The 26,511-nt window shown below is 54.2% G+C and carries 26 protein-coding genes, 1 tRNA gene and 1 pseudogene; 11 read left to right on the plus strand and 17 right to left on the minus strand.

Translation table 11 applies throughout. The annotated features are described in order from the left end of the window. Window positions 1-157: 157 nt before the first annotated feature. The 3 genes from E3W21_RS31520 to E3W21_RS00935 form a co-directional block, all read right to left on the minus strand. Window positions 158-1,480, minus strand: a complete 1,323-nt coding sequence (locus tag E3W21_RS31520; RefSeq protein WP_256661467.1) for a HEPN domain-containing protein — start codon at window positions 1,478-1,480, stop codon at window positions 158-160. Between the two features lie 120 nt (window positions 1,481-1,600). After that, complete coding sequence (locus tag E3W21_RS00930; protein WP_129438225.1) at window positions 1,601-2,101, minus strand: DUF3916 domain-containing protein; 501 nt, start codon at window positions 2,099-2,101, stop codon at window positions 1,601-1,603. A 147-nt stretch (window positions 2,102-2,248) separates the two neighbouring features. Continuing rightward, window positions 2,249-2,578, minus strand: coding sequence for a hypothetical protein (locus E3W21_RS00935; RefSeq protein WP_129438223.1), 330 nt, complete (start codon window positions 2,576-2,578; stop codon window positions 2,249-2,251). Window positions 2,579-4,525: 1,947 nt separating this feature from the next. Here E3W21_RS00935 and E3W21_RS00940 point away from each other — a divergent pair. After that, entirely contained in the window at window positions 4,526-5,851 is a 1,326-nt protein-coding gene (locus E3W21_RS00940; RefSeq protein ID WP_134417261.1) for an S-type pyocin domain-containing protein, read from the plus strand. A 7-nt stretch (window positions 5,852-5,858) separates the two neighbouring features. Beyond that, window positions 5,859-6,113, plus strand: a complete 255-nt coding sequence (locus E3W21_RS00945) for a bacteriocin immunity protein (RefSeq protein WP_134417263.1) — start codon at window positions 5,859-5,861, stop codon at window positions 6,111-6,113. A 503-nt stretch (window positions 6,114-6,616) separates the two neighbouring features. Here E3W21_RS00945 and E3W21_RS31525 read toward each other — a convergent pair. Continuing rightward, entirely contained in the window at window positions 6,617-6,748 is a 132-nt protein-coding gene (locus E3W21_RS31525) for a hypothetical protein (protein WP_256579194.1), read from the minus strand. A 500-nt stretch (window positions 6,749-7,248) separates the two neighbouring features. Here E3W21_RS31525 and E3W21_RS00955 point away from each other — a divergent pair, with 500 nt between their 5' ends. Continuing rightward, window positions 7,249-7,824: a hypothetical protein gene (locus tag E3W21_RS00955; RefSeq protein ID WP_134417265.1), complete on the plus strand. Its 576-nt coding sequence runs from the start codon at window positions 7,249-7,251 to the stop codon at window positions 7,822-7,824. Beyond that, a complete protein-coding gene (locus E3W21_RS00960) occupies window positions 7,821-9,692 on the plus strand; it encodes a caspase family protein (RefSeq protein WP_134417267.1) in 1,872 nt (623 codons plus the stop codon). The genes E3W21_RS00955 and E3W21_RS00960 overlap by 4 nt, the downstream gene beginning before the upstream one ends. Window positions 9,693-9,900: 208 nt before the next feature. Here the strand turns inward: E3W21_RS00960 and E3W21_RS00965 are convergent, their stop codons facing one another. The 13 genes from E3W21_RS00965 to E3W21_RS01020 all read right to left on the minus strand — a co-directional run bounded on the left by E3W21_RS00965 (window position 9,901) and on the right by E3W21_RS01020 (window position 19,693). Then, window positions 9,901-10,428, minus strand: a complete 528-nt coding sequence (locus tag E3W21_RS00965) for a hypothetical protein (protein WP_134417269.1) — start codon at window positions 10,426-10,428, stop codon at window positions 9,901-9,903. Window positions 10,429-11,149: 721 nt separating this feature from the next. Then, window positions 11,150-11,515: a histone-like nucleoid-structuring protein, MvaT/MvaU family gene (locus E3W21_RS00970; RefSeq protein WP_134417271.1), complete on the minus strand. Its 366-nt coding sequence runs from the start codon at window positions 11,513-11,515 to the stop codon at window positions 11,150-11,152. A gap of 69 nt (window positions 11,516-11,584) precedes the next feature. After that, window positions 11,585-11,773: a hypothetical protein gene (locus E3W21_RS00975; RefSeq protein ID WP_134417273.1), complete on the minus strand. Its 189-nt coding sequence runs from the start codon at window positions 11,771-11,773 to the stop codon at window positions 11,585-11,587. Next, the gene (locus tag E3W21_RS00980) at window positions 11,736-12,680 is read right to left on the minus strand and encodes a chromosome segregation protein SMC (protein ID WP_134417275.1); all 945 of its coding nucleotides are present in this window, start codon (window positions 12,678-12,680) and stop codon (window positions 11,736-11,738) included. The genes E3W21_RS00975 and E3W21_RS00980 overlap by 38 nt, the downstream gene beginning before the upstream one ends. Window positions 12,681-12,774: 94 nt before the next feature. Continuing rightward, entirely contained in the window at window positions 12,775-15,681 is a 2,907-nt protein-coding gene (locus E3W21_RS00985) for a DUF927 domain-containing protein (protein ID WP_134417277.1), read from the minus strand. Then, a complete protein-coding gene (locus E3W21_RS00990; RefSeq protein WP_134417279.1) occupies window positions 15,678-15,950 on the minus strand; it encodes a DUF3077 domain-containing protein in 273 nt (90 codons plus the stop codon). Before E3W21_RS00990 ends, E3W21_RS00985 begins: the two co-directional genes overlap by 4 nt. Beyond that, window positions 15,947-16,231, minus strand: a complete 285-nt coding sequence (locus E3W21_RS00995; RefSeq protein WP_134417281.1) for a hypothetical protein — start codon at window positions 16,229-16,231, stop codon at window positions 15,947-15,949. The genes E3W21_RS00990 and E3W21_RS00995 overlap by 4 nt, the downstream gene beginning before the upstream one ends. Further along, window positions 16,228-16,386: a hypothetical protein gene (locus tag E3W21_RS31065; RefSeq protein ID WP_166793802.1), complete on the minus strand. Its 159-nt coding sequence runs from the start codon at window positions 16,384-16,386 to the stop codon at window positions 16,228-16,230. Before E3W21_RS31065 ends, E3W21_RS00995 begins: the two co-directional genes overlap by 4 nt. A gap of 376 nt (window positions 16,387-16,762) precedes the next feature. Then, window positions 16,763-17,068 carry a hypothetical protein gene (locus E3W21_RS01000; protein WP_134417283.1) on the minus strand — a complete coding sequence of 102 codons (306 nt, stop codon included), beginning with the start codon at window positions 17,066-17,068 and terminating at the stop codon, window positions 16,763-16,765. After that, window positions 17,065-17,319 carry an AlpA family transcriptional regulator gene (locus E3W21_RS01005; protein WP_256661480.1) on the minus strand — a complete coding sequence of 85 codons (255 nt, stop codon included), beginning with the start codon at window positions 17,317-17,319 and terminating at the stop codon, window positions 17,065-17,067. Before E3W21_RS01005 ends, E3W21_RS01000 begins: the two co-directional genes overlap by 4 nt. A gap of 95 nt (window positions 17,320-17,414) precedes the next feature. Beyond that, window positions 17,415-17,666: a helix-turn-helix domain-containing protein gene (locus tag E3W21_RS01010; RefSeq protein WP_134417285.1), complete on the minus strand. Its 252-nt coding sequence runs from the start codon at window positions 17,664-17,666 to the stop codon at window positions 17,415-17,417. A 536-nt stretch (window positions 17,667-18,202) separates the two neighbouring features. Next, on the minus strand, window positions 18,203-19,444 hold the full coding sequence (locus tag E3W21_RS01015; RefSeq protein ID WP_134417287.1) for a tyrosine-type recombinase/integrase: 1,242 nt from the start codon (window positions 19,442-19,444) through the stop codon (window positions 18,203-18,205). Between the two features lie 164 nt (window positions 19,445-19,608). Continuing rightward, window positions 19,609-19,693: transfer RNA gene (locus E3W21_RS01020), tRNA-Leu, on the minus strand. 107 nt (window positions 19,694-19,800) lie between these two features. Between E3W21_RS01020 and queA the strand changes: the two genes are divergently transcribed. The 7 genes and pseudogenes from queA to E3W21_RS31535 all read left to right on the plus strand — a co-directional run. Further along, the gene (queA, locus tag E3W21_RS01025; RefSeq protein ID WP_064679573.1) at window positions 19,801-20,850 is read left to right on the plus strand and encodes a tRNA preQ1(34) S-adenosylmethionine ribosyltransferase-isomerase QueA; all 1,050 of its coding nucleotides are present in this window, start codon (window positions 19,801-19,803) and stop codon (window positions 20,848-20,850) included. A gap of 5 nt (window positions 20,851-20,855) precedes the next feature. Next, window positions 20,856-21,971, plus strand: a complete 1,116-nt coding sequence (gene tgt / locus E3W21_RS01030) for a tRNA guanosine(34) transglycosylase Tgt (protein WP_161990833.1) — start codon at window positions 20,856-20,858, stop codon at window positions 21,969-21,971. Between the two features lie 43 nt (window positions 21,972-22,014). Continuing rightward, window positions 22,015-22,353, plus strand: coding sequence for a preprotein translocase subunit YajC (yajC, locus tag E3W21_RS01035; RefSeq protein WP_111450288.1), 339 nt, complete (start codon window positions 22,015-22,017; stop codon window positions 22,351-22,353). A 63-nt stretch (window positions 22,354-22,416) separates the two neighbouring features. Then, window positions 22,417-24,285, plus strand: coding sequence for a protein translocase subunit SecD (secD, locus tag E3W21_RS01040; RefSeq protein WP_134417289.1), 1,869 nt, complete (start codon window positions 22,417-22,419; stop codon window positions 24,283-24,285). A 9-nt stretch (window positions 24,286-24,294) separates the two neighbouring features. Then, window positions 24,295-25,209, plus strand: a complete 915-nt coding sequence (gene secF / locus E3W21_RS01045) for a protein translocase subunit SecF (protein WP_134417291.1) — start codon at window positions 24,295-24,297, stop codon at window positions 25,207-25,209. A gap of 120 nt (window positions 25,210-25,329) precedes the next feature. Further along, a complete protein-coding gene (locus E3W21_RS01050; RefSeq protein ID WP_134417293.1) occupies window positions 25,330-25,878 on the plus strand; it encodes a glycine zipper 2TM domain-containing protein in 549 nt (182 codons plus the stop codon). Window positions 25,879-26,381: 503 nt separating this feature from the next. Beyond that, window positions 26,382-26,511, plus strand: a pseudogene (locus E3W21_RS31535) (RNA-directed DNA polymerase (Reverse transcriptase)); the annotation flags it as partial.

The raw sequence follows: 26,511 nt of genomic DNA on the forward strand, positions 1-26,511 counted from the left end.
GAATCAATGCTTGTTTGATATGAAAATATTTGACTCTTCTTTCCATGGTTGCTTTTAACGTGCCGAAGAAACAAAAAATAAATGCGTGCCATTTTTCTGAACCACTACCGCACATTGGGTACTTTCCTAAATCACACAAGGTGAATTGGGCAGTCGCCTACCGAGTACTCTGCTTTTGAAGCATTGCAGACAGGCGATCTGTTTGTTCTTTGATCTGAGCCCTGGTCTCGTAGCCATTAGAGATTAGTCCAGCGACTTCTAGGATTGCCCAAGCGGCCCATTTGCTGACTGTGGTGATGTCACGATCCGATACGTGACTATGCCTTGCGTCATGCACTGCACTGGAGCGTAATTCGTAAAGTGCGTCGATCTCTCTCTCAAGATCCCTCCAAGTGTCTAAGCTAGCAAACCCGTAGCCTCCAAACGTCAGTAGTGCGGTCAGCCCGCGCTTGATTTTGGTCGTGGTTTTCCCCTCATTTTCGAAGGAAAGGAAACACTCAATACAGCTCCAAAACTTCACCAATTGCATCTCTGGTGATGTGTCTGCCTGGGCATCGAAGAACCAATAAATAGCACGTCGTATCGCGTGTTCTGCATCATCATTACTCCCTTCTTGAATAATTCGAGTTAATTCACCGAACCATTCAGATGCCTGTAATCCCTCGACAAGGTCATCGTTGAGAGTGATGGATTGAAATCCTGTCATAGATGCGCTGGTGCATAGCTCATTAGAGGATGTTTCAATTGAAAACCACGTCGCCGAGCTTGGCCTGACTCGACCTGGCATGCTGGGTGTCAATCGTACGGCGTAGCCGCCTCTCTCTAATGCGGTTGTCAGCGAGACTGCAAGTAAACCGCATGCTGCCTTTACATCTTCGAAAAAACGTCGCTCTGCGTATTTCCTACTTCCCGTAATTTCACCAGAGATCCACAGGCTCTGTTTCATTCGTGCCCAAGTGCCGCTCACCATCGCTTCGTTAGCGACACAATTCTCAAGTATTGCCAAGTTAGGCCTTTGCACAGTCAGCCTACCGATTTTCATCTGATCGACACCGCTGAGGCTCAAACCATTGAGTGTCGTGTAAAACCTGTGCGTAATGATTTCGCTCTTCATTGCCGCCTCCACCGACGCGAGAAAGGTGACGATATCTTTTAGCGGAGCCTCTTGTTCGTGCAGACGGCCCAATTCGATTTTGCATGCCTGATAAATGTCGTCGGATGATACGAGGTCGCGACTTGGTAGATATGCTTCTACCGTTTCCACTAAGCGCAGAAAGCTCGCATTCGCTTTTTCGGACAGGTAGATCAGACAGCCGCTGGGGGTTTTAATCTCTCGGTACAGCCTCTCCATCAGCCCGAGCTCTTTGATCGTTTTGGGCGCAGGCATCAGTTCCTTTGTCCGGAACAAAGTGGCAAGGTCGCTATCAGCCGTTCTGCGTGTCTTCGAATGCATCTCCATGAATACGGCCTGCAAGTTCATTAGTGGTCGTGCAATGGTAGGGCGGAAAAGGGAACAGATTTATTATTCGTGCACTCGGGCCAAGCGATGCCTGTCAGCTCACCGCAATCCCTGTGGGAGCGAGCCTGCTCGCCAAAGCCGTCAGGCCGGTTCCCCGATGCACCACCACTTAACTGCGACCTCATCGTCAGGTTGAGTTACGTCATGTCCGTGCTCGATGAAATTCGCTGGTGTGTGCAACGCAAGAGCATGACTGATCCGCTCTGGCATGAGAGCGTTAGTTTCACCGAGAAAACCCAGATAATAGTCCCGGTCATAAAAGAGGGTGACTTCGCTCTGATGAACCCATGGCCATACCAGCAGGCAAGCGACGCGGTAGTAACCCTGTGAGTGGTCAGCAGCGTTGGACAGGTGGCTAGCGGCTTCGAGCAGTTGCTGAATGCAGAAGGCCTGAACTTCGATCCTGGCTTGAGGGCCTTGAACCAAGGCCGCGTGCACCGGGATCTTCCAATGTGTGTAGCACTCATTGTGCCCAGATCGCGGGTGAAACTCGTCGCGAAAACTGGAGGCCCAGCGTTCCAGAGCGCGAAGGCGGCGGGGAATACCTCTGAGTGGCTTGTTGCTGAAGGCGATTTGCCGCATTGATACGTCCTTGTGATGCCGAAAAAGTCTTTCGTTGTTGTCTGCTGGCGCAGTGAAATCTGGACAGATTTATTTCCATATCAGCCAAAGCCCTACCCAGTACCAGTCGGTGTAAAAGGGGGGTCAAACCTGTCCTAACCCGATCATTCACTGAATATCTTTCAGGTAATCCTTAAGCGCAATGAGCGGCGCATTAAGCTGCTCCATTGTCCGCGCATTGCTGAAATCAGCTGACAATCGTTGCAGTTCTCGCCCTAGCGGCGTATCAGCCCCGCCTATAGCGTCCAGAGCCAAACTTACACAGTGCGCCACTCGAAACTGAATCCCCTCGACATTCCCCCTGCGCACCAGCAACCCAAACACCTCCCGCTCATAATCACTCATGATCGGATCATCCCGCAGAATCGGACTTGAATCTTCCGTCTCGTAAGCGAGTTTGAGGGAGAAGAGGGCGACGGTTTCCAGCAGCAATTCCATGGGGGGAATCCTTGTGAAATGTTCCGCCGGTGTGGGCGGCGTGGAAGAGCAAGATCAAAAGATCGCAGCCTTCGGCAGCTCCTACAGGGCGGGCGGGGTTGGCTTTTCTACAGACGAAAAAAAAGGCCTTGCTAAGCAAGACCTTTCTTAATTTTGGTGCCCGAGGGAGACTCGTTCGCACCATATAAACCGTGCCTTGCAGACGGATTTTACAGTTAGGGATACAGATAGGGATACACGCTGGCGTGCGCTGACTAGCCTTCTATCCATTTGCGAGTTTACGAAAGTACTCGAATAACCGAAACCCCACATAGTTTTGCCGGTGCTTATACAGATGACGGTAGTAGCAATCCCAGTAGCTGATCATCCTGTCCTGTAGCGCTTTGAAGTATGTCGGGTTGGCCCTAATGAAGGCCCCGTATAGCTGCGGATTGAGTGCTGTCAGATGGGTCTCACAAGTATCGAGTACTTCTATTACGTACTCGCCAGTAAGCTGCATCACGAAAGGGACAACCCAAGGCTCAGGCACAGGAAGAATTTGCTGTAGGTGACGTTGTCGGACATGGCCATCGTGATGCCTTGTCATGATGCAGGAGTACATCACGCTTTGAAGGCCGTTGAGCTGTAGGCATCCTTGCTCATTGCCCTCGTGATGAATTCGATAGGGGATGACTAGATCCTCGTCACCTACCCTGACCCCAATGCCTGGGTGTGTTGCTAGGCTTGTGTTGCCTAATATCTGGTACAGGCCCTCAGCCCTGAACGTGAGATCAGAGGGGAAGGCGGTTGTGATTGAGCCTATAGGCATTCGAAGGTTGGATGCTGGGTTGGATGGCATGCTCAGTCTCGGCAGTCAGGGATGATGCGCTGTGTATCCATCCTGCCAGAAAGCGACGCGGTTCATTTGATTGGATGAATATCATGGTCGAGCTCACGACCACCTGCCAACCATGCCGTGGCATGCGACATCTTGGGACGTGCACGATCTGAAATGCTGCCGGGGACCCTGAGGTTTTTCTTCAGGTACGGGGTCGGAAACCCGCGGGACTGCGTTAGTGGAAGGATTTCAAAGTTACTGAAATTTCAGCCGTTGAAATCGAAAGAATTCTGCTGAAAAAAGGCCATCGTTACCGCACCGGTAACGATGGCCTTTTGTGTTGATGATTTTGGACACCTTGGGCCGTCAACCGAGTCAACCTGTCAACCAATGTAAAAAAATCAGCCACTACCAAGATCGCGCGGGTTTTGTGTCCCGTGTCGTTCAGAAATGCTCAGGGTCCCCGGCGACCTCCCATCATCTTGTGCAATTGCACTGGTGAACTGTGTGTTCACCCGGTTCACCTGTTCACTAAGCTGGGCACCTGTCCGCTAACAAAGTCCGGCGGGTTTCCGACCCCGTATATGTCTCTATTGCTCAGGGGCCCCCGGCTCCTGCCGGAATATCTTCGCTGGTGGAGCGCGTTGCTGATGGGGGGCGGGGCGGATGTACAGAAAACGACGTGTAACTGGTGTTACAGGTGTAGCATTTCTACTCAACTTATTGATTTTATTAAATAAAATAGGCGTTACACTGACTCGCACCCCCCTGAGGTTCTCGGTGTAACGATTACAAAAGGTGTAACGTTTTCAGCCTGCGTGCTGAATCGGACATGGTCCGCAGCCGGTCAAACAGCACTGTGCGCCTCAATAAGCGGACGGCCAAATACAGATGCTTTTTGGTTACTCTTCATACCTGATTGATAGTGTTACCAGCTGCTATGGCGCCAATCGATCAACCGAGAAAAACGAGATATGTTCTCGCATCACGGATCGACGGTAAGTCCAATAAACCCTACGAAGGGTATCTGTGCATCCCTATGGCCTTCTGCCGGCATTCAAGGGAGCGGGCTGTACCGGGTATCATTTGCAATCTAAGGAATTGCACTTACACGGATAAGGAATCAAGGATTGAGCGGCTACGTGCCAAACGCCCCCAAGGGCCACCGCTACAGCGGCGTAGAACCTGTAGACACTCATGCCCAGCGTTGGGCTGAGTACAAGGGCATTCCCACCAAAGACCACCCCAAACCAAACAGTTTGGGGTGTGTGTTCGCCAAGAGCTGCGATCTGCCTGACGGTGTGATCGATCACAAAAAACCGTCTGGCTTCATCCCTGTTGAGAAGGTAGGCAATTACGGTGAGTTCGCCATTCTCGGTGGCCGTGAAACGGACGCACAGGGAAACATTCCACTCAAGAAAATCAGCGGTTCACTACCTGCAACGCTGGGAACACTTCTTTTAGGCGGGGCTGCCGCATCAGCCGCTACTGTCTCCTGTGGTGGTTTGTGCACTGCTGTTGCTGCTGTAGCCACTGAAACTGCTACAACTGGGGCCGCTGGTGGAACCGGGGTACTCACTGCGGGTGTGGCTGCTGGTACTTTGGCAGGCATTGTCGCCATGATGTGGCCGTCGAGCCTAGGCGATAGCAGCCTGTATACAGACGAACAGCTCAAATCCCTTAAAGAAGGCCGCACACGCGTTCGGATACATGTCGAACAGCAAGCAGATGGCACCTTGAAGGGATACGGGTACAACACTCAGAAGCGCACCGACTGGGAGATGATTCCGGTGGTGCAATTCGTTGAGCAAAGTTCTCAGCAGGTGGCAGACTTTGGCAACGGGGTAACGCTGATTTGGACACCAGCCATTGACCCATCCAGCACCTCAGGAATTCCACCGTTAGAGGGCGCACCCCAAACACCCCAAATATGGATTTATCCGCCTACGGAACAGGCAGATAACATCATCGTCAGCCCGATCTACCCCGATGAATACAAAGACTTCATCCTTGTGTTCCCGGCTGACTCCGGTATCTCGCCGCTGTACATCGTTATCAGTGCCCGTCATGCGCCGGGGATAGCTACAGGTAGGGGCGAGGATGTAACAGGGGTCTGGCTCGCAAATGCTGGTATCGGGCTTGGTGCGCCAATCCCTACGCGGATAGCGGACGCATTGCGAGGCCAAAGTTTCGGAACGTTCGATAGCTTCAGGCGGGCTTTTTGGAAAGCTGTAAGTAACGACCCGGAGTTGCTTAGCCAACTGAGCGAGGACGATCAGGCGCGTGTGCTAACTGGTAATGCGGCTACGGTTCGATTCAGAGATTCGGTAGGAAAACGGGTGACGTTCGAAATACACCATGTCGAACGAATCGTAGACGGTGGGGCGGTGTACGACGCGGATAACTTGAGGGTGAATACCCCACGAAACCACATTGACCTTCACAAGAGAAAGTAGGCACAACATGGAAGATATTTCTGATTTTACCGAAGTCGAATTCATCGCCTTCATCAAAAAAATACGAGTCGTTAACAAGGGCGGCACGGACGACGAACTGGGTGAATTGCTTGAACAGTTCAGCAAGCTCGCGGGCCATCCAGATGGTTACGACCTTATTTTTCACCCAGAACCCGGTGCGGACAACTCTGCCGAAGGTGTCACTAGGACGGTGAAAGAATGGCGCGCTGCTAACGGCCTATCGGCATTCAAAAAGTACTGATTCAGGTCCAGGCCCATAACGCGACGCTAGCTGCCAGTCCACCCGGTCAATGCTGCGTTTATTCAGAAGGATTGCAACATGCATGGATTGGGGCAGGGCGCACTGGTGGCTACAGCGGCAGCAGGTAGTGCACTCACGCTTGCGTTAATGCACCCGCTCCCCCTGCAAGTGAGCTGCATCCGTTTCTCGGCCGACTCCCTGTCGCGACCGGCAGATAGCGGCCGAGGGTGTGTAAAAACGTTTTTGAGCACGACAGGTACTCACAACCGGACTGTAAATCGCGCTTCTACGCGAAATCCACATCTGCAGATGTGCCGATAAATTTCAGATTTAACGTAGACTCGCACACTTCAATTTTGGCGAAGCGTTTTTACACACTCTGCGCCAAAAGGAGTCAGTCAGATTTGTCTACGAAACTAGGAGCGATTTACAACAGCGAGCATTTAGGTTTTGACCTCATCTTGATGTAAAAGCCCCGCCTTGTAAGACGGGGCTTTTACAGGTCACTTACCTTTTTTGTGCTTATGTACGTCTAGATCGGGATGTTTGGGTTTGTTCTCGGGGGTAACACTACGACGCTGGTCTTTTTTGCCAGTCGAATCAGCTATCGGTTTTGGTCCAGGTTTGATACTCATATGGCTATCTCCTTCAATTGATATGTACATGCCTTTGCAAACCATCACCGTGTAGTTATCCGCTCAGCACGGGCACATGATCATGGGTACACCTGACACTGTAGCTTGCATTTCCTTCTGCTAGTCATCCCTTATCAGCCTTCAGCCTTGTTTCCCGATTCGCTGCGGGCATACCTGCCTAGCTACTTCCTGGGTAATCGCTATCCCGTGCTCTGACTGGTCAGGTTTCGGTTGGCCTCGTCGCGCTCGGGGCTGGTTTGGCCGCTCTCTGGGATGGTCTATCCGCTTGCGAGCCATAGTGCGTACTGCGGGAAGGCTCTACACTCAACAATATCCACACCACTCGAATCTTGAACAACCGCATGGCAGTCTTTCGCAGTGTAGACACGGCTGCTTTTCACACCTATCTTCACTAGATTGAATAGAATGGTGATGGATTATGGAGCGTCACGACCTGTTTGTTGATTATTTTGTAGATCTTGAGTTCGTAGACAAATTCAATGAGTCTCTGCGGAAGCTTATCTACGCTTCAACAACATGCAATGGCAAAATATGTTAACCCTGAAATCGCGCAACGTTTAAAACATGGAGCTATATTGAGCAATCCTGCTGCTCCTCAGGTATACAATGGTGGAATTGAAACTCACTCCACGCTATTTGAAATTGCGCTTGAGAGCATTATTACCCATGACATAACAATTTTAGAAAAGTGCTTCAGTAGCTTTCAAGAGGACATGGGGGCACAGTTTGCTCGCATGATCTACGCATCAGTATCGAAAGTCTGTGATCAAAGTGGAAACGTTGTAGATGCAAAGAAGTCTGGATCTCTACAGCTAGCCTTCTTGGAAATGCTCGAAAAAATCGAGTTCAGCGCGGATAAGACAGGAGAAGTGAAGCTGCCAGAGATCCACCTTGGAACCGATTCGTTTAATGAGTTCGCAAGGACAATGCAAGAAAGCACCCCAGAATATGACGCGCTAGTCGAAGACATTAAGGCAAGAAAGGTGGCCGAAGCTTTGGATAGAGAGGTTGAGCGCAAAGCAAAGTTTGTGCGTTACGGAGAAAGTGAGCAATGAGGATCCTGCTGGCAATTGGCTGCAACGAATACGAGCATTCAACTTCCCTCGAGTCTGCAGAGGATGATGCAATAAGAATATTTAATGCTCTTGTGAAGCCTGAAGTTGGGCAATTCGACAGCGAGCATTCACTATTTCTGCGGTCGCCGACTATCGAGCAAGTTAGATCTGCACTGAAAAAAGCGCTTTTCGACAACCCACAAATAGATAATTTCACATTTTTTTTTGCAGGGCATGGAGGTGTGAGTTCTGGCAGCTTTCATATGTGGCTCCGCGACACAAGCCCAAAAGTACAGTCCATGACAGCTCTATCTTTGAGCGAGTTGTTTAGATTTCTTAATGAAACATCGCCAAAACAGAGCAATATAATTATAGACGCTTGTCAGAGTGGTGGGCTCATATCAGATCTCGGAGTTCTATTAAAACCTGAGCTCATTGGTGATGCCGGAACACCTGCTTTGACGCTAGTCGCGACCTCGGCAAAAAACCAAACTTCAGGCGAGACGCGCGCAGGGGGGATTGGTACGAACGCAATTCTCGACTGTATAGAAGGAAGAGACTTTGTTCAAGATAGTGCGAGCGTTTTGGATCTAGTCGAAATAGGCAGGCGCATCTCAAAAAAACTAGAAGCTCATGGACAAAATGCAATCGTCTGGGGGCTGAATCTTTATGGGCCACCTAGTTTTTGTCGTAACCCCAGATATGAAACCGACCCAAATACATCTTTACGCAGTTTAATACACTACTGGCCTTCAAATCTCGATAGAGCGATAAGGGATAATTACGATAGCATATGGAGTGTATATGGCATCCTAGACAGGCAATGGAGCGCTCCGCAATTCATGTCCCTTGTCAACTCAGTATTAAACCCTTGTCGCGAAAACGATTCGGTATTAGTGGGCTGCGCTGAACGTTTAGCTGTGACTTTCTCTGCCAAAGCTGTACAAGCTAAAGATGTTTATCGGTCGCCAATGGTTACTGCCGGAGTAGCGGCTTGCCTACTTCCGAGCTTAGGAACACCTGTAGTGGATGCGGGGGCAATACTCCTAACTTATAAACTTGTTGATGAGTTACTAGTCATTAATGAGTCTCTAATTGACTCATTGAAAACAAATAAATACTGTTTGTTACCAAGCGAGGGTGGTGGATTTGTTGAGCTATACCAATTACCTCTTCGTATTTCAAAGGTCTTAGGATGGGCTGGAGCAGCGTATCTTTGCGCGCCAGAATCACACCAGGAAAAGGCAGGGCTACAATTTGCTAAAATTCTAAATCTAATATTAGAAGTCTATTCGGGTTCTGTGATTGCATTGAGTGACGCTCAAGCGTCACACTGGGAGGTCTCTCTGGCTGTGGCCAAGACGCTTGATCTCAAAGAAGAAGCCGAGTTGCTAATAGGCTTGCTATTTAATTCTGTTATTAACTGCGAAGGCAAGCTCTCCAGATATGACATAGCACCTGAAAAAGCACTGAGCTACTTGCTTTCTCGGGAGTATGGAAACTTCAAGAATAATTATGATTTGGTTGAGAGGCCTATTGAAACCTTGTCTGTACTATTGCGTGCGGCTAAGATTTTCGAACTTGAAGATGTCCTAGATGAAGATTTGTGGCGAATCGATGGTTTGAATTTTTCCTGTTATCGTCCAGCTTCCTATGTTAATTACTCCTTGATGATAATGGAGGGCGGTTCAAATGAGGGATGGCAAATAGGTTTTGACGTTTTTCGTGCTGATGACTTCATAAAGTCTTGGACAGTATCCCGGCAAATCGGTGAGAGCATGGTCTACAAACTTTCCGTTATTGGATCGCTATTGCTTGAGGATCGGGTGCCTTGGTTCTGTCTTGACTCGTTTCTTGTAAAGCATTGAAAATAATTCTTAACCAGTTTGTGAGCACGTTTGCGCCCGTTGTTGACCAACTTCATTTTTTCACGAAGGGCCGTTACATATATAATAAAGGGAGGTGCAGATGTCTGTGCAAGACTATCCTTGCAAACTTGCGGAGTATTCTATTAGGTCAATGGGATCATGCGGTTCGCCTGTAACTGCATGAGCTAAATCTTGTCATCGGTCGCAATCAATGAATAGCATTCCCGCGAAAATCGACGAAGTGAGCAAGTAAGCGCTGCGCTAATCCAATTTTTGCCAACTCCTCCTTTTTATATCCCATCGAGCGCATCAGCTCATTGTGGCAAATGCTATTTAGTACGTGCAAAACGGGAGGCTCACCTGCCTCAATGCTGAGGCGGTCTGCCATTATTGCTAAGAGACAATCTTCATTACTTGGCATCAGCATGCGTTTTTCTAACTCAACGTACTGGCGTACGAAATCTGAATGAGCTCGAGCTCGTTGAGCGCTGCCAACCACCAAGTTAATGGAGGCTAGAACAGTAACGGCCGCAGAAGACGCCAATGCAAGCACCTTCGCATTAGTATCCAGTATTCCGTAAATGGCAGTTGAACCAAATATCACAGAGAACATATTAGACAATTGGTCAAGGCGCTCGAAAAATGCCCTGCGGCGAAGATGGTAGCGAATGGATCGACGAATACCGAACAGCTGGTTGTGCCACCGTAGTGAAAGCTCTTCAGCTGCTTGGGTCATCGCCTTTACCCCTTGCCAGGTCGTGGCTTTGGTGGTTCGAGTGTATCAAAGACCGCAGTACGATCGCGCTTCTCGAACGACTCGTTACTATCTTTATATACCTTCCCAGAGTCTGGACGTGGGCCTCTATTGCTGCTTTCACTCTTTTCTCGACCTTTGTCCTTCGGTTTTTCTGCCATATCTCCCCCGTAATAGAATGGTTCTGAAATTCTCTCATTTTGACAACGGCAGAAATGCCATCCGCCTCCGTTCGGATCATGAGCTATGTTTTTGGCAAACGACAACCAAATTTTTGAAATCCTGACTCAAGTCTGCCGATAAACGTGGCATGTGATGCAAAATTTTTCCGTTTTATCATAGCTGAGTGTCTGCATTTGGCCCAGGCCGTGTAAAAACGCATTCGTCACTTTGAAGTCAGCGTTGCTACGTGAAATCTGGCGTCGACCGTTTGGTAAGTAGACCTGAAATTTGCATAGGGACGCGATTTTTGGGCTGTTTTCGTCTGCCTACACAGATCGAAAACGTTTTTACACAGCCTCGGCCGATAGCAGCCTGTCACGAAGGTCGATATGGCCGAAGACGGTACTTAATCCTCCTCGTGGGGAAAGCTGTAATCGTGGAGGATTGTCGCCACGAAGCTATCAGATGACGTCGATTTTTTTGGGTTATGGGCCAGCAGCAAAAAGGGCCCGACTGGGCCCTTTTTCAGATGAAGCTATTTTTACTTCTTCAGCCATCCCTCGACGACGTCAGATCCGTGCTCTGTTTTCCACTCCTTCAACGCCTTGTGGTTCCCGCCTTTGGTTTCGATGACTTCGCCGGTGTTCGGATTTTTATAAACCTTGAGTTCGCGTGGTTTGCGTGTGCTCGCAGCTGGAGCAGAGGTTTGCTGGCGAGCCGAAGTCTGAGGATCCAGCAGACTGATGACGTACTTCAAGCTGAAGCCATAACGCTCCAGCAGCTCGCGCAGCTTCGTTTCGAACTCGATTTCTTTCTTCAGCCCATCATCACCTTTCAGTGCTTCAAGCGCTTGAAGTTGCTCAGCCAGATGTTTTTCCAGCTGACGGTATTCTGCGAGTTTGGACATTTTGCTTCCCTTGTTCTGTTAGGTCGTGCGTGATTATTAGGATACGTAACGCTGGTTACAAATTCTGAGCTATTTTCGTCGATTCAGTTGGCTTTCAATGTGTGCCATTTCCGCCTTAATCGCTTTGACGGTCAGTGTCTGTATCTGACTGGTTTTGCCCGCACGCGCGTCTATGGTTTTCAACAGCGAATTCAGATGGGCTTTGCGAGTCTTGAGCGTGTCAGACCAGCTCGCGCTGTTCTGCAGTGGTTTGACCATTACGTTGCTCCTTGCGTTGTTCTGGGTTGCTCATATCTACAAGCTGTTGCGGTATAGGCAGATTGTCGAGCTGCATTAAGTCTCGAGCGCTGTATTGACGTGAGCGATCTATGAGCTCGTGCCATGTCCATTGCCCATGATTTTCGCCTTGCTCAGGAACGGCCAGTTTCATAAGCCCTACCGGATCATGTCCTAGCAGGTTGTTATTGGCCCACAGCTTACCGCCCACCTCGAACAACGCTTTTGCGGCCTCGTTCCATTGCTCTTCTAACACCGTCCGCGAGAGCCACAGGGCATTGCGTTCGATCCCCTTGTACTTCACCTGCGCTTCGGTGATGTACTTATCTACGGTGACCCGTTCCTGCTCCAGTGCGGCCATGATCAGGGTTTGCCGACGGTTCTGTTCGGCGGCCGCTGTAAGGTTCTTCGCGGCCTTTTGTGCGTCGGTGTTCGCGGTCTTCTCGCCTTCGGTGTCACCCCATGCAACGGCCTGCGCGTACGCGGTGGCAGCGTCCGTTTCGGCCTGACGGGCTTTGATCATGTCCTCTTCAGCCTGTTGTTGGATCTGCTCCAGGCGGGTACTGAGGCTCTGGCGCTTTTCGTTCAGCTCCTGCTCATCAGCTTTCCAATTGTTCATCTCCTCGACGTAACCCGCCATCAGGGAGTCGCAATCGGCGAGGTTTTCACGGCGACTGATCCGCCGGTCTAATAGATCGGCATTAAGATTGCGCGAATCGAAATTCCTTTTCAGCTCGTTGTGCTTGTCCCGCAGTTCGCGTTTCCGATCCGGTTCGATTGGGTCTTCACTTTCCAGCGCGGTCTCAAGTGGCAGCATTTCGGTTTGCAGCCGTTCTGCTTCGCTGCGCAGTTGGTCACGACGGTTTTTCAGGTCTTGAAGCTCGTTCATCTGTTTAATCTCTGTGCAATTCGATTGTGGGGTTGGTTGAGTGGCTGGCGAGGCCGGGAAAAAGCCGGCGCTACCTCGATCAGCGGAGATGCCCTCAGGCAGCCCGAGCCTCGCTCTCAGCCAGCCCCGGAATCGTCTTCACAACGTAGCAGCGTTGCGTGCCAAGGCCGGGCAACCGGATCAGGCTCGACGCCTTGCCATCGCCGCCGGGCTCCAGCACGCCGCGCTGTAGCAGTTCCTTGTTCACGGCATTGATGTTCATGCCCCGGAAGATCTCCGAGCGCCATGCCTCAGGCAACACGTAGTAGGTGTTAGTGGTATGCAGGGCATCGCCCAGGCCATGCTCCAGCGTCTTGCGAAAGCCGAGACGGTCGATGGTGCGCGGGCCGTGTTCGTCGATCTTTGCCGCTGCGGATTCCCAGCGGGTGAAACGGCTTTCGCCAAATCGCTCGATGACTTGACGTAAGCGCGCCAAAATCGCATCGCCTTCGAAGTTACCGGCGCCGCCGCGTTCGTTCAGCCAAGCGTTCAAGCACACGCGGGCAGCGGTGGTGGCGGTTCCGTCTGGCCAGCCGGTGATGCCCATCGCGGTGGCCAGCTCGCCCGCTGCGGCGGCGAGACCGAACCGAGCGGCCGCACGGTGCGCTTGTCCACTGGCCGAGGCCGGTAGAGACTGGGCGATAAAGCCTTCCAGCGTGCGGCGCAGGATGGCGGACCAACCGTGACGTTTGCCCGGTTCGCACAACGCGCTCAGGAAGGTAGTAAGCGGTGTGCCGTAGTACTTCGCTACCCGAGCTTTGAGCGCATCGGCCAATGCCGCCGCATCCTCAAAGCCGTTGAGTGCGTCGAACATGCCTAGGCCTTTACTGGCATCGGCCGGGACCGCGAGCATGCGCACTTCCATGCCCGCTTTCAGCTCCTTGTTGGCTTCGGCCATGTGCTGGGCCAGCGTCTTCTCTCCTGTGGACAGAAACAGCAGGCGCCACTCCTGTACCTGTCGGCCTGCTTGCCCTCGATCATTGGCGCGTGCCTTTCCAGTGCCGTTGCCGAGCATGTACACCGTCTCGCCGATGATGCGCGGGTCACACATGCCGATTTCGTCCAGCACCAGAAGGCCATCGGAATGCGCGGCGGCGATGGATTCGAGCGCGTTGTCAGTGGAGCGCCACGAACGCACCAGACGCGGCCCACCGTAGATCGAGGCGGCAACTTGCAGGTGCGTAGTCTTGCCGCCCGAGCTGTCGCCGTACAGGTGGAACCCACCCGATTCATGACCGAGCATGTGCAGCAGCGGCCCCGCAAAGGCCACGCCGACGACGAACGCCAAGCGATGATTGCCAATGCACAGTGCGCCGATCTGCTCTTGCCATTGTTCGAGCGTGCCCGCTTCGCTGATCGGCGGAAGCTGAGAACCGGCCTCGTAGAAGTGCAGGTGCTCGCTGTGCGCGCCGACCTGTTGTTCGGGCAGTAGAAAGGCGCTGTCGTGCCAGCCCAAGCGGGTGACCAGTCGTGCCCGTTGCGCGCTGTCGAAGCCGCCGAGATAGCTCTGCAGGTCGTTGCGAGCGTTACGTCCCGAGCGACTACCAGCGAGACGCAGCCCCATGTCCACGAGTGGACCCAGCACGTCTTTGCCGAAGTCGCCGGTCATGGTGCGTGCCGGAATGTTCCAGCGTTTCTTGGCGCCATCGGGATCGTCGAACTCGACCAGCAGTCCCCAGTTCTGACCTTTGTCGTCGCGGGTGCGAGCAAGGATCTCCAGTGAGGAGCACACCGGACGCGCCTCGCCGTCGTCGCCGGAATAAAATACGCCTTCTGACGTGAGGCGAAAGCCTCCGGGCATCAGGTCATTTTTTGGCTTGGACGGACGCTTGGCTGCTGCTTTTGTCTTCGGTTCCGGATTGCTCTCTGCCTGCTCAGGCTCAGGCTTTTCGACAACCACACCAAACAGTTCACCGCTGCTTTCCAGCTTGGCGAAGTGGGGCGCTGTCCAGCCTTTGGCGAGTGCATCGGCGGCATCGTCGCCGTCGTCCCATTGACCATCTTTGGCGAAGGCGGCGCGGTCATTCTTCAGCGTAGGCTTGCGTTTGAACACCTCCAACGCTATGACCTGAACCGAGGCGGCGCCAATTTCGCGCAGCTTCTCGGCGACGGTTTCCATGCAGGCTATACCGCTGACATCGTTGTCTGGCCACAACAAAACGTCGCGTCCTTTGAGCGGTGTCAGATCGGCTTTGTGCCAGGAGTTGGAGCCGTTCGGCCAGCAGCTGGCCACGCAGCCGGGCAACAGTTCGGCGGCGGCATCGGCAGCTTTTTCACCTTCGCACAGAACTACCGGAGCGTCACCGCGTTGGGCCAGTTCATCAAGGCGCAGCAGTGGACGCGGATCAGGCAGACCCTGCCAGCGCCATTGTGTGGTTTGGCCATCGGCGCGCTTGCACCATGTCAGGGGAGCAAAGACCTTCTTCGGTTTGCCGTCGTCATCGGGGGTGAGGTCGAAGCGGTAGAGCACCATGAGCGGCTTGCCCTGCGCATCACGGTAGATCCACACCTTGGACGGCGCACCGTGCTGCCGGTGCTTGGCCGGGCACTTGTTCATGGCCTCGGCCGGGGTCGGCTGAATGGCAATCCAATCAGGTGCTTTTGTCTTGGCAGGCGCTGTCTTCGCCTGGGCGGCGCCGGGCGATACGTTGAGCAACTCTGCCAGTTTATTGCAGGCATCGACGTCAGTGCCGCCATCCAGATAACGCACCAGATCGATCAGGTCGCCGCCCTTGTCACCGGTGGCGAAGTCGGCCCACGTGCCCTTGCTCAAATTGATCTTGAGCGAACCAGCGCGCTTGTCGCTGCGGGTTGGATTCGGTGCGGTGTATTCCTTGCCGCCATCTACGCGCTTGCCGTTGGGCAGCCAGTGCGTCAGGGCACGATCAATGTCTTTCAGTGCAGCGGCTTTCACGTCGGCGAAGCTGGGACGTTTCGCGGAGTTGCTTGGGCGTTGGCTCATGCGTCAGCCCTCGGCAAAAACAGCGCGTCGTTGATGTCGTCGATCAGGGCTTTGGCCATCTCGCCCAGGTACAGAGCAGGCCAACTGAAGCGCTCGCCGCTGTCGCTCATGGCGGCGTCGAAGTTGAGCTGATTGGCGTGATGCTGCAGCAGGGAAACCATCTCCAGTGCGTCTTCGACCGGTACTCCGGCATTCACCCGGAACAATTTCAAATCGGTGGCATTCACGCGAGTAAAGGTGGCGCGACCACGGGTGGTGGAAGTAGTCATAGCGCACCGCCTTTTTGCACGGCCGGAATGGAGGTGTTGTCACCGTGCAAGGTCAGGGTTTTGATCAGGCCGAGCGTGCCGCGAACGTCCCAGAGGACGGCGGCGATCACATGAGTGGCGAGGCGCGAGGATTCGCTTTCGAAGTGATCCTCCAGCAGCGTCAGCACCGAGTCGGCGCGATCAATCGCGCAGGTGATGGCGTCGATCGGCACCCCGGCGCTTGCGGCAGGATTAACGCAAAGCAGGTCTTCAGGCAGGGCACAACTTAGGGCGTTATTCATTGGGCACCGCCTGCGGTTTCGAGTGCGCGTGCTTTGGCCATGTGGCTGTTGTAGCGGGAGAGACGTGTAGCGAGGCTGGAGTTGGCGTGTAAAGCGGCGAGAGCCATTGCACGGTGTGCAGCGGCGCGAATTTTGGACGGATCGATGGTGATCATTAGATGTAGCTCCCGAATCAGAGGAGCCACCACAGCCTGCCGCCAAGCAGGAATGGGTGGCGAATTGCGCAAGATTGGCGGACCGGTGATTCAGGAACCCGGCGCACCCGAGGGTGCTCCTGCGCAACTCGCCATAACGCGTAATCGCGGGCACAAAAAAAGCGCCTGCAATTGAGTATATGGCGCTGTTGCGCCTGAAATCGTTCGACCCGCCAAGGTCGGTCGCTGAATTTGCAGCGACGGCCAGAGAGTAACGTCCGTTTTTCGAAAGTGCAACTGCGCTGATGGCTTGCGGTTTGTTCAGGTGCGGCATAAATTGTTCGGGCATGTAGATTGACCTCAACGCCTCCGGATCGCCCCCGGGGGCGTTTTCGTTTCAGGCGTGAGCTTCCCAGCGCAGGGAGAGCAGGGGCAGGAAGTCGCCGTCGATCATGGATCTGGCGTCTTCGTAGGCGTCGATCTGCTGGCCTTCATCAACGACCACAACTCCGAATGTTTCGCAGCGGAGAGCGAGAATGCACCAGGTGCCGTCGGCCCATCTGAGGATGCTGACCACGCGCCCCTTTTTTTCTTCTCGACTGCGAAAGCGTTCAAAGCGCTGCATGGTTTGGGATGAGAAACCGATTCGGCGCATCACTGAAAACGGATGCATCAGCGCTTTACTGGCGATCTTGATTTTCATGCGGCCACCTGGTTACGGGCCGCGATGCGTGCACGATTCCAATTCAAAACCTCGGCTAAAACCCATGCTACGGGCGCGCCGCGTGCGTTGCTATTGGTGAGTTTTACAGGCAGTGGAAAGCCGCTTTCGGACTGGTTCATAAGCTTGTAAACAGTTGCGCGGCCGATGCCTGTCAGTGCCATGACTTGGTTGATGCGAATCAACGTGGCAGAGGGATCGAAACGGCCTAGATCCCAATCAGACGCGTTGATTTGTGATTGTGGCGAGTTGGCACTGTTACGGTGGTCGGTGATCGACGTGGCAGATGCAGAGAGCTCTACAATTTTCTTGATTTGGTAGGAAGCGGTCACTCGGTTCGTCCTCCCGCCGTGGCAGCGGTGCAGCAAACCCGGCTTTCAAGCCAGGCCGCGACGTCCCCGGAGCGATAACGCACCCGTGATCCGGTTTTGACGTAGGGGAGTGAATGAGTGCGCGAGCTGCGCCATGCAGCGAGGGTTCGGCTGGACAAGCCTAAGGCGTTCGCTACTTGGTCAGTAGTGAGAAGCTCTGTAGCAGGTTGGATGGTTGCACATGGGGTTGCAGCGTTGTAGATCGTCATAGCGGGTTACCTGTCGTAGTTCTTACAGGCCCCAGCTATGTAAACTAATAATTGTTTTTTGAAAGCTTTATTTTTCGGCTACTTCGACGCACTGTTGAGTTTTGTAGCAAGTAAAGTCAGCACGTTCGCGACAGAGTTTTCATTTTTTGCCGGGCCGTCCCACCATGTCCTACTGGTTTTCCATACAGTGGAAAAAGTGAAAACAAAAAGTCGCTTTTCACAATTTTTTACACAAACGTTACTTTGTTACCGAGTTTTGGACCCTTTTCTTGAGTCCCTCAATTTTCTGAACCTATCCCCCCGCCCCATGCTTTTTGTCGTATCCAGCGAGAGAGATTCAAGTCCCAGCCAATACGCGGCCCTCAGTAAAGTGGTGCAATCCGGCGTTACACGGTTAGTCAACGTTACACCGGGTGTACGCAATGCCATTCAAACGTGTAACCACTGGAAGACCCAATGAATTCGGGGAGTTCAAGGAGATCGTTACACGAGTTACACGCGTTACACGGATTTTTGGAGGGGATGAGAATGTGCGCTCAGACTACCTCGCCGAAATGTCCGTGAATGACATTCCCAGCTGCCAATTGACCTAGGTAATCCGCATACCACTGCATCATCTTTACCCGATGCTCGAAGTATTGAGCCTTATTGTAAATTCCTGAAATACCCTCTTCCTTATGAGCGAGTTGAGCCTCGACATGCTCCTTAGGCCAGCCGTGTTCCCTGAGCAGTGTGCTAGCAGTATGGCGTGTGCCATGACCCACCAGGCGCCCTTTGTAGCCGACCGTTGCGAACACTTTGTTGATAGTGTTTTCACTAATTGTTGGATTCTTCGCGCCGACTCCGGGGAATAACCATCGGCTGCGCCCAGTGAGACAGTGAAGCTCTTTCAAAGCTGATATCGCTTGCTTCGGTAGTGGACATACGAAATCCCTGCGCATTTTCATTTTCGCGGCAGGTGTTGTCCAAATAGCTTTATGAAGGTCGAACTCCTTCCATTCGGCTAAGCGAACCATGCCCGGCCTAGATGCTGTCCAAAGGCAAAGCCATGCTGCAGTTCGAGCCGTCAGTCTGCTTGGGGTGTTTTTGAGAGCGATTAGAAAGTCGCCTAGCTCATGCTCCAGCAAATGAGGATGCTGCTGAGTTTTCGGTGCTTGGGCGGCAATGTCTCGAAGACGGCTTCCGGGATCGTTCTCCGTCAGGCCTAGGCCAATGGCTCGACCAAAAATCTGATTGATCCATGTACGGCACTTTTCCGCAACGTTGTGAGCGTCTCTCGCTTCGATGGATGCTTGAAGTTCTGCGCAATCGGTACGAGTAATTTCGTCCAATGGCTTATCGCCGAGCGCAGGAAGAATGTCTTTATCGAGGTATGTACGTATTTTGTTGAGGGTGGAGGGCGCTAGACCCTTCTCCTCTTTAGCCTTGAGCCAGGCTTCAGCAGCTGCTCGAAAAGTGCGTGTCTTGGCTATATCAATGGCTGCCTTGGCAGAGCGCTTCTGTTCAAGAGGATCTGCGCCACTGCTCACTACTTTGCGTAGATCAGCAGCTTTGTCCCGTGCCAGCGCTCCACTTACTTCAGGGTAACCCCCGAGCCCCATCCATGCCCAGTTGCCCGCCGATCGTTTGTAGCGGAGTTGCCAAGACTTCCCTCCATCAGGTTTGACCCTGAAGTAGAGGCCGTTTCCGTCCAGCTCGCGGTATTCCTTCGATTCCGGTTCCAGTCCCGCGAGTGTCGTGTCAGCGAGAGGTCGGCGCTTGATGTCTGCGCGCTTCATCCTTGTATCCCAAAGTTAGGTGATTTTCTCAGGATACAAGGAGGGATACAGGGATACAACGGATAAGGGGAGACAGGGATGGACAGGCAGGCACAAAAAAACCGGCCAGGTGGCCGGTTTCTTTGGGTCTGAGAGACTGGTAGAGACTCTCAGATACTGCTATGTGGTGCCCCGAGGGAGACTCGAACTCCCACTTCTTGCGAAAACGGATTTTGAATCCGCCGCGTCTACCAATTCCGCCATCAGGGCTCAATGGCGGTGAAGTATAGAGATGAGATTACCGTCGGTCAATCAGGTACATAGAGAATTTTCACTATTTCGGCTAGACTTCCGGCCCCTGCTAGACGAACCCCATCATGCGCGTTGCTGACTTTACTTTCGAACTCCCTGATTCGCTGATCGCTCGCCACCCTTTGGCCGAGCGTCGCAATAGTCGCCTGTTGACCCTGGATGGGGTCAGCGGCGCCCTGGCACATCGTCAATTCACTGATTTGCTCGAGCATTTGCGCCCGGGCGATTTGATGGTGTTCAACAATACCCGGGTGATTCCGGCGCGGCTGTTCGGCCAGAAGGCTTCCGGCGGCAAGCTGGAAATCCTGGTGGAGCGGGTGCTCGACAGTCATCGCGTGCTGGCCCATGTGCGTTCCAGCAAGTCGCCGAAGCCGGGTTCGAAGATCCTGATCGACGGCGGTGGCGAGGCCGAGATGCTGGCGCGTCATGATGCGCTGTTCGAGTTGGGGTTTGCCGAAGAGGTGTTGCCGCTGCTCGATCGCGTCGGGCACATGCCGTTGCCGCCTTATATAGACCGCCCGGATGAAGGTTCGGACCGCGAGCGTTATCAGACGGTCTACGCCGAGCGTTTGGGCGCGGTGGCGGCGCCGACGGCGGGGCTGCATTTCGATCAGCCGCTGATGGAAGCGATTGCCGCCAAGGGCGTCGAGACGGCGTTCGTGACTTTGCACGTCGGTGCGGGCACGTTCCAGCCGGTGCGCGTCGAGAAGATCGAAGATCACCACATGCACAGCGAATGGCTGGAAGTCGGTCAGGACGTGGTCGATGCAGTCGCGGCTTGCCGTGCTCGCGGTGGTCGTGTGGTGGCCGTGGGGACCACCAGTGTGCGTTCCCTGGAAAGCGCCGCGCGCGATGGCGTGCTCAAGCCGTTCAGTGGCGACACCGACATCTTTATCTACCCGGGCCGGCCGTTTCATGTGGTCGATGCCCTGGTCACCAACTTTCATTTGCCCGAATCCACGCTGTTGATGCTGGTTTCGGCGTTCGCCGGTTATCCCGAAGCCATGGCTGCCTATAAAGCAGCGGTGGAGCATGGTTACCGCTTTTTCAGCTACGGTGATGCGATGTTTATCACCCGTAATCCGGCGCCACGCGGCCCTGAGGAAACAGTATGAGTCGTATGTCGTTTGAACTGCTGGCCACTGACGGCAAGGCTCGTCGCGGTCGTTTGACCTTCCCGCGCGGTACCGTCGAGACCCCGGCGTTCATGCCAGTAGGCACGTATGGCACCGTCAAGGGCATGCTGCCGCGGGATATCACCGCGACCGGCGCGGAAATCATTCTGGGTAACACCTTCCACTTGTGGCTGCGTCCTGGCACCGAAGTGATCAAGAAACACGGCGACCTGCACGATTTCATGCAGTGGAAAGGCCCGATTCTGACCGACTCCGGCGGTTTCCAGGTGTTCAGCCTGGGCGCGATGCGCAAGATCAAGGAGGAGGGCGTGACCTTCGCTTCTCCTGTCGACGGCGCCAAAGTGTTCATGGGCCCGGAAGAGTCGATGCAGGTCCAGCGTGATCTGGGCTCGGACATCGTGATGATCTTTGACGAATGCACCCCGTACCCGGCTGACGAAGACGTCGCGCGGGTATCGATGGAGCTGTCGTTGCGTTGGGCCAAGCGTTCGAAAGAAGCCCATGGCGACAATACGGCGGCGCTGTTCGGCATCGTTCAGGGCGGTATGCACCAGGATTTGCGCATGCGCTCCCTGGAAGGTCTCGACAATATCGGTTTCGATGGTCTGGCCATTGGCGGTCTGTCGGTGGGCGAGCCGAAACACGAGATGATCAAGGTCCTGGATTACCTGCCGGGTCAGATGCCGGCTGACAAACCTCGTTACCTTATGGGCGTTGGCAAACCGGAAGATCTGGTTGAGGGTGTGCGCCGCGGTGTGGACATGTTCGATTGCGTGATGCCAACCCGTAATGCCCGCAATGGGCATCTGTTCATTGATACAGGCGTGCTGAAGATCCGTAACGCGTTCCATCGCCATGATGATTCGCCGCTGGATCCGACCTGCGATTGCTACACCTGCCAGAACTTCTCCCGTGCTTATCTGCACCATCTGGACAAGTGCGGCGAAATGCTGGGTAGCATGTTGAATACCATCCACAATTTGCGCCATTACCAGGTGCTTATGGCTGGTTTGCGCGAGGCTATTCAACAGGGTACATTGGCCGCCTTTGTCGATGCCTTCTACGCCAAACGCGGGTTACCTGTTCCGCCTTTGGACTGAGTTTTCTGACCCCAAGATTCAACATTTGCAACTGGAGTGCTAAATGAGCTTTTTTATCTCTAATGCCATGGCTGACGCTGCTGCACCGGCTGCTGCCGGCCCTATGGGTGGTGGTTTTGAGTGGATTTTCCTGGTCGGTTTCCTGGTCATCTTCTACCTGATGATCTGGCGTCCACAGGCCAAGCGCGCCAAAGAGCAGAAAAACCTGCTGAGCAGCCTGCAGAAAGGCGACGAAGTTGTGACCACCGGTGGTATCGCCGGCAAGATCACTAAAGTGGCAGACGACTTCGTTGTTCTGGAAGTTTCCGACACCATCGAAATGAAGTTCCAGAAAGGCGCCATTGCCGCCACGCTGCCAAAAGGCACGCTGAAAGCGATCTAAGTTTCAACTTCTACTCAATCGACGGGGCGCGCAAGGCGCCCCGCGTCATAAGCGGGCGGCGTGATGCTGAACAAATACCCTCTGTGGAAATACATTCTGATCCTGGCGGTGCTGGCGGTCGGTCTGATTTATTCCGCTCCCAATCTATATCCTGATGACCCGGCTATTCAGGTCAGCGGTGCAAGTACCGCACTGTTGGTCAATCAGGCTGATCTGGACCGTGTGAGCGCTGCGCTCAAGGAGTCCGGGATCAACGTCAAGGCTGCCACTTTGGCCGCCAACGGCAAGGGCGGTTTGATTCGTCTGACCAAGGCTGAAGATCAGCTACCTGCCAAGGACGTCGTGCGCAAGGCATTGGGTGATGACTACGTCGTTGCACTGAACCTGGCACAAACCACCCCGCAATGGCTGCGCAGCCTGGCCGCGCACCCGATGAAGCTGGGTCTGGACTTGTCCGGTGGTGTGCACTTCCTGCTGGAAGTGGACATGGACAAAGCCCTCGACGCGCGCTTGAAAGTGTACGAAGGCGATGTGAAGAGCCTGTTGCGTAAAGAGAAACTGCGCTATCGCAGCCTGCCGCAACTCAACGGTGCCATTCAGCTGGGCTTCACTGATGAAGCAACCCGCGAACAAGCCCGTGCGCTGGTCCGCAAGAGCTTCAACGATTTCGACATTGTTCCGGCCGACCTCAATGGCCAACCGGTACTGCGTCTGGCGATGACCCCGGCCAAGCTGGCGGAAATCCGCGAATACTCCATCAAGCAGAACTTGACCACGGTACGTAACCGCGTCAACGAGCTGGGTGTTGCCGAACCGATTGTTCAGCGTCAGGGCGCTAACCGCATCGTGGTTGAGCTGCCGGGCGTGCAGGACACCGCCGAAGCCAAGCGTATCCTCGGCAAGACGGCCAACCTTGAGTTTCGTCTGGCTGCTGAGCCGGGTGCTTCGAAAGCCTCTTCCGAGACCTTCGAGTTCCGTGAAGGCAAGCGTCCGCCTGCTCAGATTGAGCGTGGCCTGATCATCACTGGCGACCAGGTGACTGACGCCAAGGCTGGCTTCGGCGAGCACGGCACGCCAGAAGTGAACATCCGTCTGGATGGCCATGGTGGTGAGCTGATGAGTCGTGCGACTCGCAGCAACGTTGGTCGCAGCATGGCAGTGATCTTTATCGAGCAACGTCCGGTTACCACTTACGTCAAGCAAGTGGTCAATGGCGTCGAGAAAGACGTGCCGGTCCAGACGTTCAAGGAAGAGAAAAAGATCATCAGCCTGGCGACCATCCAGTCGCCGCTGGGTGCTCAGTTCCGTATTACCGGCCTGAACGGCCAGGGCGAGTCGTCCGAACTGGCGCTGCTGCTGCGTGCCGGTGGTCTGGCTGCACCGATGTACTTCGCTGAAGAACGTACCATTGGCCCGAGCCTGGGTGCCGACAACATCGTCAAAGGTATCGATGCATCGCTGTGGGGCATGCTGTTTGTCTCGCTGTTTATCATGGCCATCTACCGCTTCTTCGGCATCATCGCCACCGTCGCGCTGGCGGTGAACATGGTGCTGCTGCTGGCCCTGATGTCGCTGCTGGGTGCAACGCTGACCCTGCCGGGTATCGCCGGTATCGTGTTGACCATGGGTATGGCCGTCGACGCCAACGTTCTGATCTTCTCGCGGATACGTGAAGAGATTGCGGCTGGCATGACCGTACAACGGGCAATCAACGAAGGCTTCGGCCGGGCATTCACCGCGATTCTCGACGCCAACCTGACAACCTTGTTGGTCGGCGGGATTCTCTTTGCGATGGGCACCGGCCCGGTCAAAGGTTTCGCAGTGACCATGTCCCTCGGGATCTTTACCTCGATGTTCACGGCCATCATGGTGACCCGCGCGATGGTCAACCTGATCTTCGGCGGTCGTGACTTCAAGAAGTTGTGGATTTAAGGGGCTGCCATGTTACGTACAATCAACTTCATGGGCGTTCGCAACTTTGCGTTCGGCGTCACATTGTTCCTTACCGCGCTGGCTTTGTTCAGCGTCGCCACCAAGGGCATGAACTGGGGTCTGGACTTCACCGGCGGTACGCTCATCGAGCTGACCTACGAGCGTCCGGCCGATGTCACCAAGGTGCGTGAGCAGCTGGTTGCATCGGGTTATCACGAGGCGATCGTACAGAGCTTCGGTGCGACTACCGATTTGCTGGTACGTATGCCAGGTGAAGACCCGCAGTTGGGTCACCAGGTGGCCGAGGCCTTGCAAAAGGTCGGTGGCGACAACCCTGCGGTGTTCAAGCGCGTCGAATTCGTTGGCCCTCAGGTCGGTGAAGAGCTGCGCGATCAAGGCGGCCTCGGCATGCTGATGGCGTTGGGCGGCATCCTGATCTACCTGGCTTTCCGCTTTCAGTGGAAGTTCGCGGTCGGTGCCATCGTTTCGTTGATTCACGACGTGATCGTGACCGTCGGTATCCTGTCATTCTTCCAGATCACCTTCGACCTGACGGTGCTGGCGGCGGTACTGGCGATCATTGGTTACTCGCTCAACGACACCATCGTGGTATTCGACCGGGTTCGTGAGAACTTCCGCGTACTGCGCAAGGCGACCCTGATCGAGAACATCAACATCTCGACCACCCAGACCCTGCTGCGGACCATGGCGACGTCGATCTCCACCTTGCTGGCGATCGCGGCCCTGTTGTTCTTTGGTGGCGACAACCTGTTCGGCTTCTCCATTGCGCTGTTTATCGGTGTGTTGGCGGGTACCTACTCGTCGATCTACATCGCCAACGTCGTGCTGATCTGGCTGAACCTGAGCACTGAGGATCTGATTCCTACAGTGGCTACCGATAAGGAAGTCGACGACCGCCCATAACGGCTATCGTTTTCCAGCTGTCGACCGAAAAGGCGCGAGTATTGAACTCGCGCCTTTTTTTATGCTCCAAGGCTGGGAGAAGCGCGGGCTTGTCCCGTATGTGATGGTCAGGAGGTTCATGTGAACAAGTCGTTGCTGGTTGGTGCGGTATTGGGTGCTGTCGGTGTAACTGCCGGGGGTGCTGTTGCCACCTACAAGCTGGTTAAAAGCGGCCCTGAATATGCGCAAGTTCTAGCCGTTGAGCCGGTCAAGACACAAATCAAGACGCCACGTGAAGTGTGCAAGGACGTTGCAGTAACCCGGCAAGCGCCGGTGAAAGATCAACACCAGATCGCCGGTACGGTGGTCGGTGCGCTGGCTGGTGGTCTGTTGGGTAATCAGATCGGCGGCGGCACCGGCAAGAAGATTGCTACGGTTGCAGGCGCTGTCGGTGGCGGTTATGCCGGCAACAAGGTTCAGGAAGGCATGCAGGAGCGCGACACCTACACCACGACTCAGACGCGGTGTAATACCGTGAATGACATCAGTGACAAGGTCGTAGGGTATGACGTCCGTTATTCACTGGATGGCAAGGAAGGCAAAGTGCGGATGGATCGCGATCCGGGCAACCAGATTCCGGTCGACAAGGAAGGCAAGCTGATCCTGGGGCAGAACGAGCCGGCTCAGTAAATAGCTGAAATTCAGATTCAAAAAGAAGCACCCTGCGGGGTGCTTTTTTTGTGTGCGCCCAGCATGGGCGCAATCTTGTGGGTGAAAGTCCCGCCGTAAGCTGACCACAGCGAACGAAGTGAAGCGCAACTGCATGAGGGTGACCGAGTGTGGGGAGGAAGCGTGAATCGAAGCCATGAGCCGATGTACAAGAACCGGATAAAAGGCGCGGCAGGATCAGGGCGAGCGGGCACAAAACCGCGAAGCTCTTGTGGTCAAGGGTAAGGCTGTGTAAATCCGGCGGTTGTGTGGTGAAGGATTGCGTTCTTACCTGGGGAGATCTCGCCTTATGCCTGAAAGGGCGACGGTGCCAGCCGGAGCGGGAAGTCAGCAGAGGCCGTAGTAGTCTTTTTTTTGACGAAGGGCCGAACGAGAGAAAGCGTTATAGGCCATGTTGATGCGAAAGACCGGAAGTCAGATGCCTGCCAAACGCGGGGCGGATGGAGACTGCGAGCGGTGAAGCCGTGAGAAGCCCCGTCAGCGACGAGGTCAATCGCCCGCAAGATGAATCCGACAACGCAGGGCAAGGGCTGCTGGATCGGGCCTTTGCGAGAGAAAACCTGAAACGGGCGTGGAAGCGAGTCAAGGCCAACA

It is taken from the genome of Pseudomonas sp. F01002 (genome assembly GCF_004402115.1).
Taxonomy (GTDB): Bacteria; Pseudomonadota; Gammaproteobacteria; order Pseudomonadales; family Pseudomonadaceae; genus Aquipseudomonas; species Aquipseudomonas frigoris.

What these genes read in the sequence shown, in the direction of transcription:
- E3W21_RS31520 (WP_256661467.1), bottom strand. Translation starts at nt 1,480, where the DNA reads ATGAACTTGCAGGCCGTATTCATGGAGATGCATTCGAAGACACGCAGA.
- E3W21_RS00930 (WP_129438225.1), bottom strand. Translation starts at nt 2,101, where the DNA reads ATGCGGCAAATCGCCTTCAGCAACAAGCCACTCAGAGGTATTCCCCGC.
- E3W21_RS00935 (WP_129438223.1), bottom strand. Translation starts at nt 2,578, where the DNA reads ATGGAATTGCTGCTGGAAACCGTCGCCCTCTTCTCCCTCAAACTCGCT.
- E3W21_RS00945 (WP_134417263.1), top strand. Translation starts at nt 5,859, where the DNA reads ATGGAAGATATTTCTGATTTTACCGAAGTCGAATTCATCGCCTTCATC.
- E3W21_RS31525 (WP_256579194.1), bottom strand. Translation starts at nt 6,748, where the DNA reads ATGAGTATCAAACCTGGACCAAAACCGATAGCTGATTCGACTGGCAAA.
- E3W21_RS00955 (WP_134417265.1), top strand. Translation starts at nt 7,249, where the DNA reads ATGAGTCTCTGCGGAAGCTTATCTACGCTTCAACAACATGCAATGGCA.
- E3W21_RS00960 (WP_134417267.1), top strand. Translation starts at nt 7,821, where the DNA reads ATGAGGATCCTGCTGGCAATTGGCTGCAACGAATACGAGCATTCAACT.
- E3W21_RS00965 (WP_134417269.1), bottom strand. Translation starts at nt 10,428, where the DNA reads ATGACCCAAGCAGCTGAAGAGCTTTCACTACGGTGGCACAACCAGCTG.
- E3W21_RS00970 (WP_134417271.1), bottom strand. Translation starts at nt 11,515, where the DNA reads ATGTCCAAACTCGCAGAATACCGTCAGCTGGAAAAACATCTGGCTGAG.
- E3W21_RS00975 (WP_134417273.1), bottom strand. Translation starts at nt 11,773, where the DNA reads ATGGTCAAACCACTGCAGAACAGCGCGAGCTGGTCTGACACGCTCAAG.
- E3W21_RS00980 (WP_134417275.1), bottom strand. Translation starts at nt 12,680, where the DNA reads ATGAACGAGCTTCAAGACCTGAAAAACCGTCGTGACCAACTGCGCAGC.
- E3W21_RS00985 (WP_134417277.1), bottom strand. Translation starts at nt 15,681, where the DNA reads ATGAGCCAACGCCCAAGCAACTCCGCGAAACGTCCCAGCTTCGCCGAC.
- E3W21_RS00990 (WP_134417279.1), bottom strand. Translation starts at nt 15,950, where the DNA reads ATGACTACTTCCACCACCCGTGGTCGCGCCACCTTTACTCGCGTGAAT.
- E3W21_RS00995 (WP_134417281.1), bottom strand. Translation starts at nt 16,231, where the DNA reads ATGAATAACGCCCTAAGTTGTGCCCTGCCTGAAGACCTGCTTTGCGTT.
- E3W21_RS31065 (WP_166793802.1), bottom strand. Translation starts at nt 16,386, where the DNA reads ATGATCACCATCGATCCGTCCAAAATTCGCGCCGCTGCACACCGTGCA.
- E3W21_RS01000 (WP_134417283.1), bottom strand. Translation starts at nt 17,068, where the DNA reads ATGAAAATCAAGATCGCCAGTAAAGCGCTGATGCATCCGTTTTCAGTG.
- E3W21_RS01010 (WP_134417285.1), bottom strand. Translation starts at nt 17,666, where the DNA reads ATGACGATCTACAACGCTGCAACCCCATGTGCAACCATCCAACCTGCT.
- E3W21_RS01015 (WP_134417287.1), bottom strand. Translation starts at nt 19,444, where the DNA reads ATGAAGCGCGCAGACATCAAGCGCCGACCTCTCGCTGACACGACACTC.
- queA (WP_064679573.1), top strand. Translation starts at nt 19,801, where the DNA reads ATGCGCGTTGCTGACTTTACTTTCGAACTCCCTGATTCGCTGATCGCT.
- tgt (WP_161990833.1), top strand. Translation starts at nt 20,856, where the DNA reads ATGTCGTTTGAACTGCTGGCCACTGACGGCAAGGCTCGTCGCGGTCGT.
- yajC (WP_111450288.1), top strand. Translation starts at nt 22,015, where the DNA reads ATGAGCTTTTTTATCTCTAATGCCATGGCTGACGCTGCTGCACCGGCT.
- secD (WP_134417289.1), top strand. Translation starts at nt 22,417, where the DNA reads ATGCTGAACAAATACCCTCTGTGGAAATACATTCTGATCCTGGCGGTG.
- secF (WP_134417291.1), top strand. Translation starts at nt 24,295, where the DNA reads ATGTTACGTACAATCAACTTCATGGGCGTTCGCAACTTTGCGTTCGGC.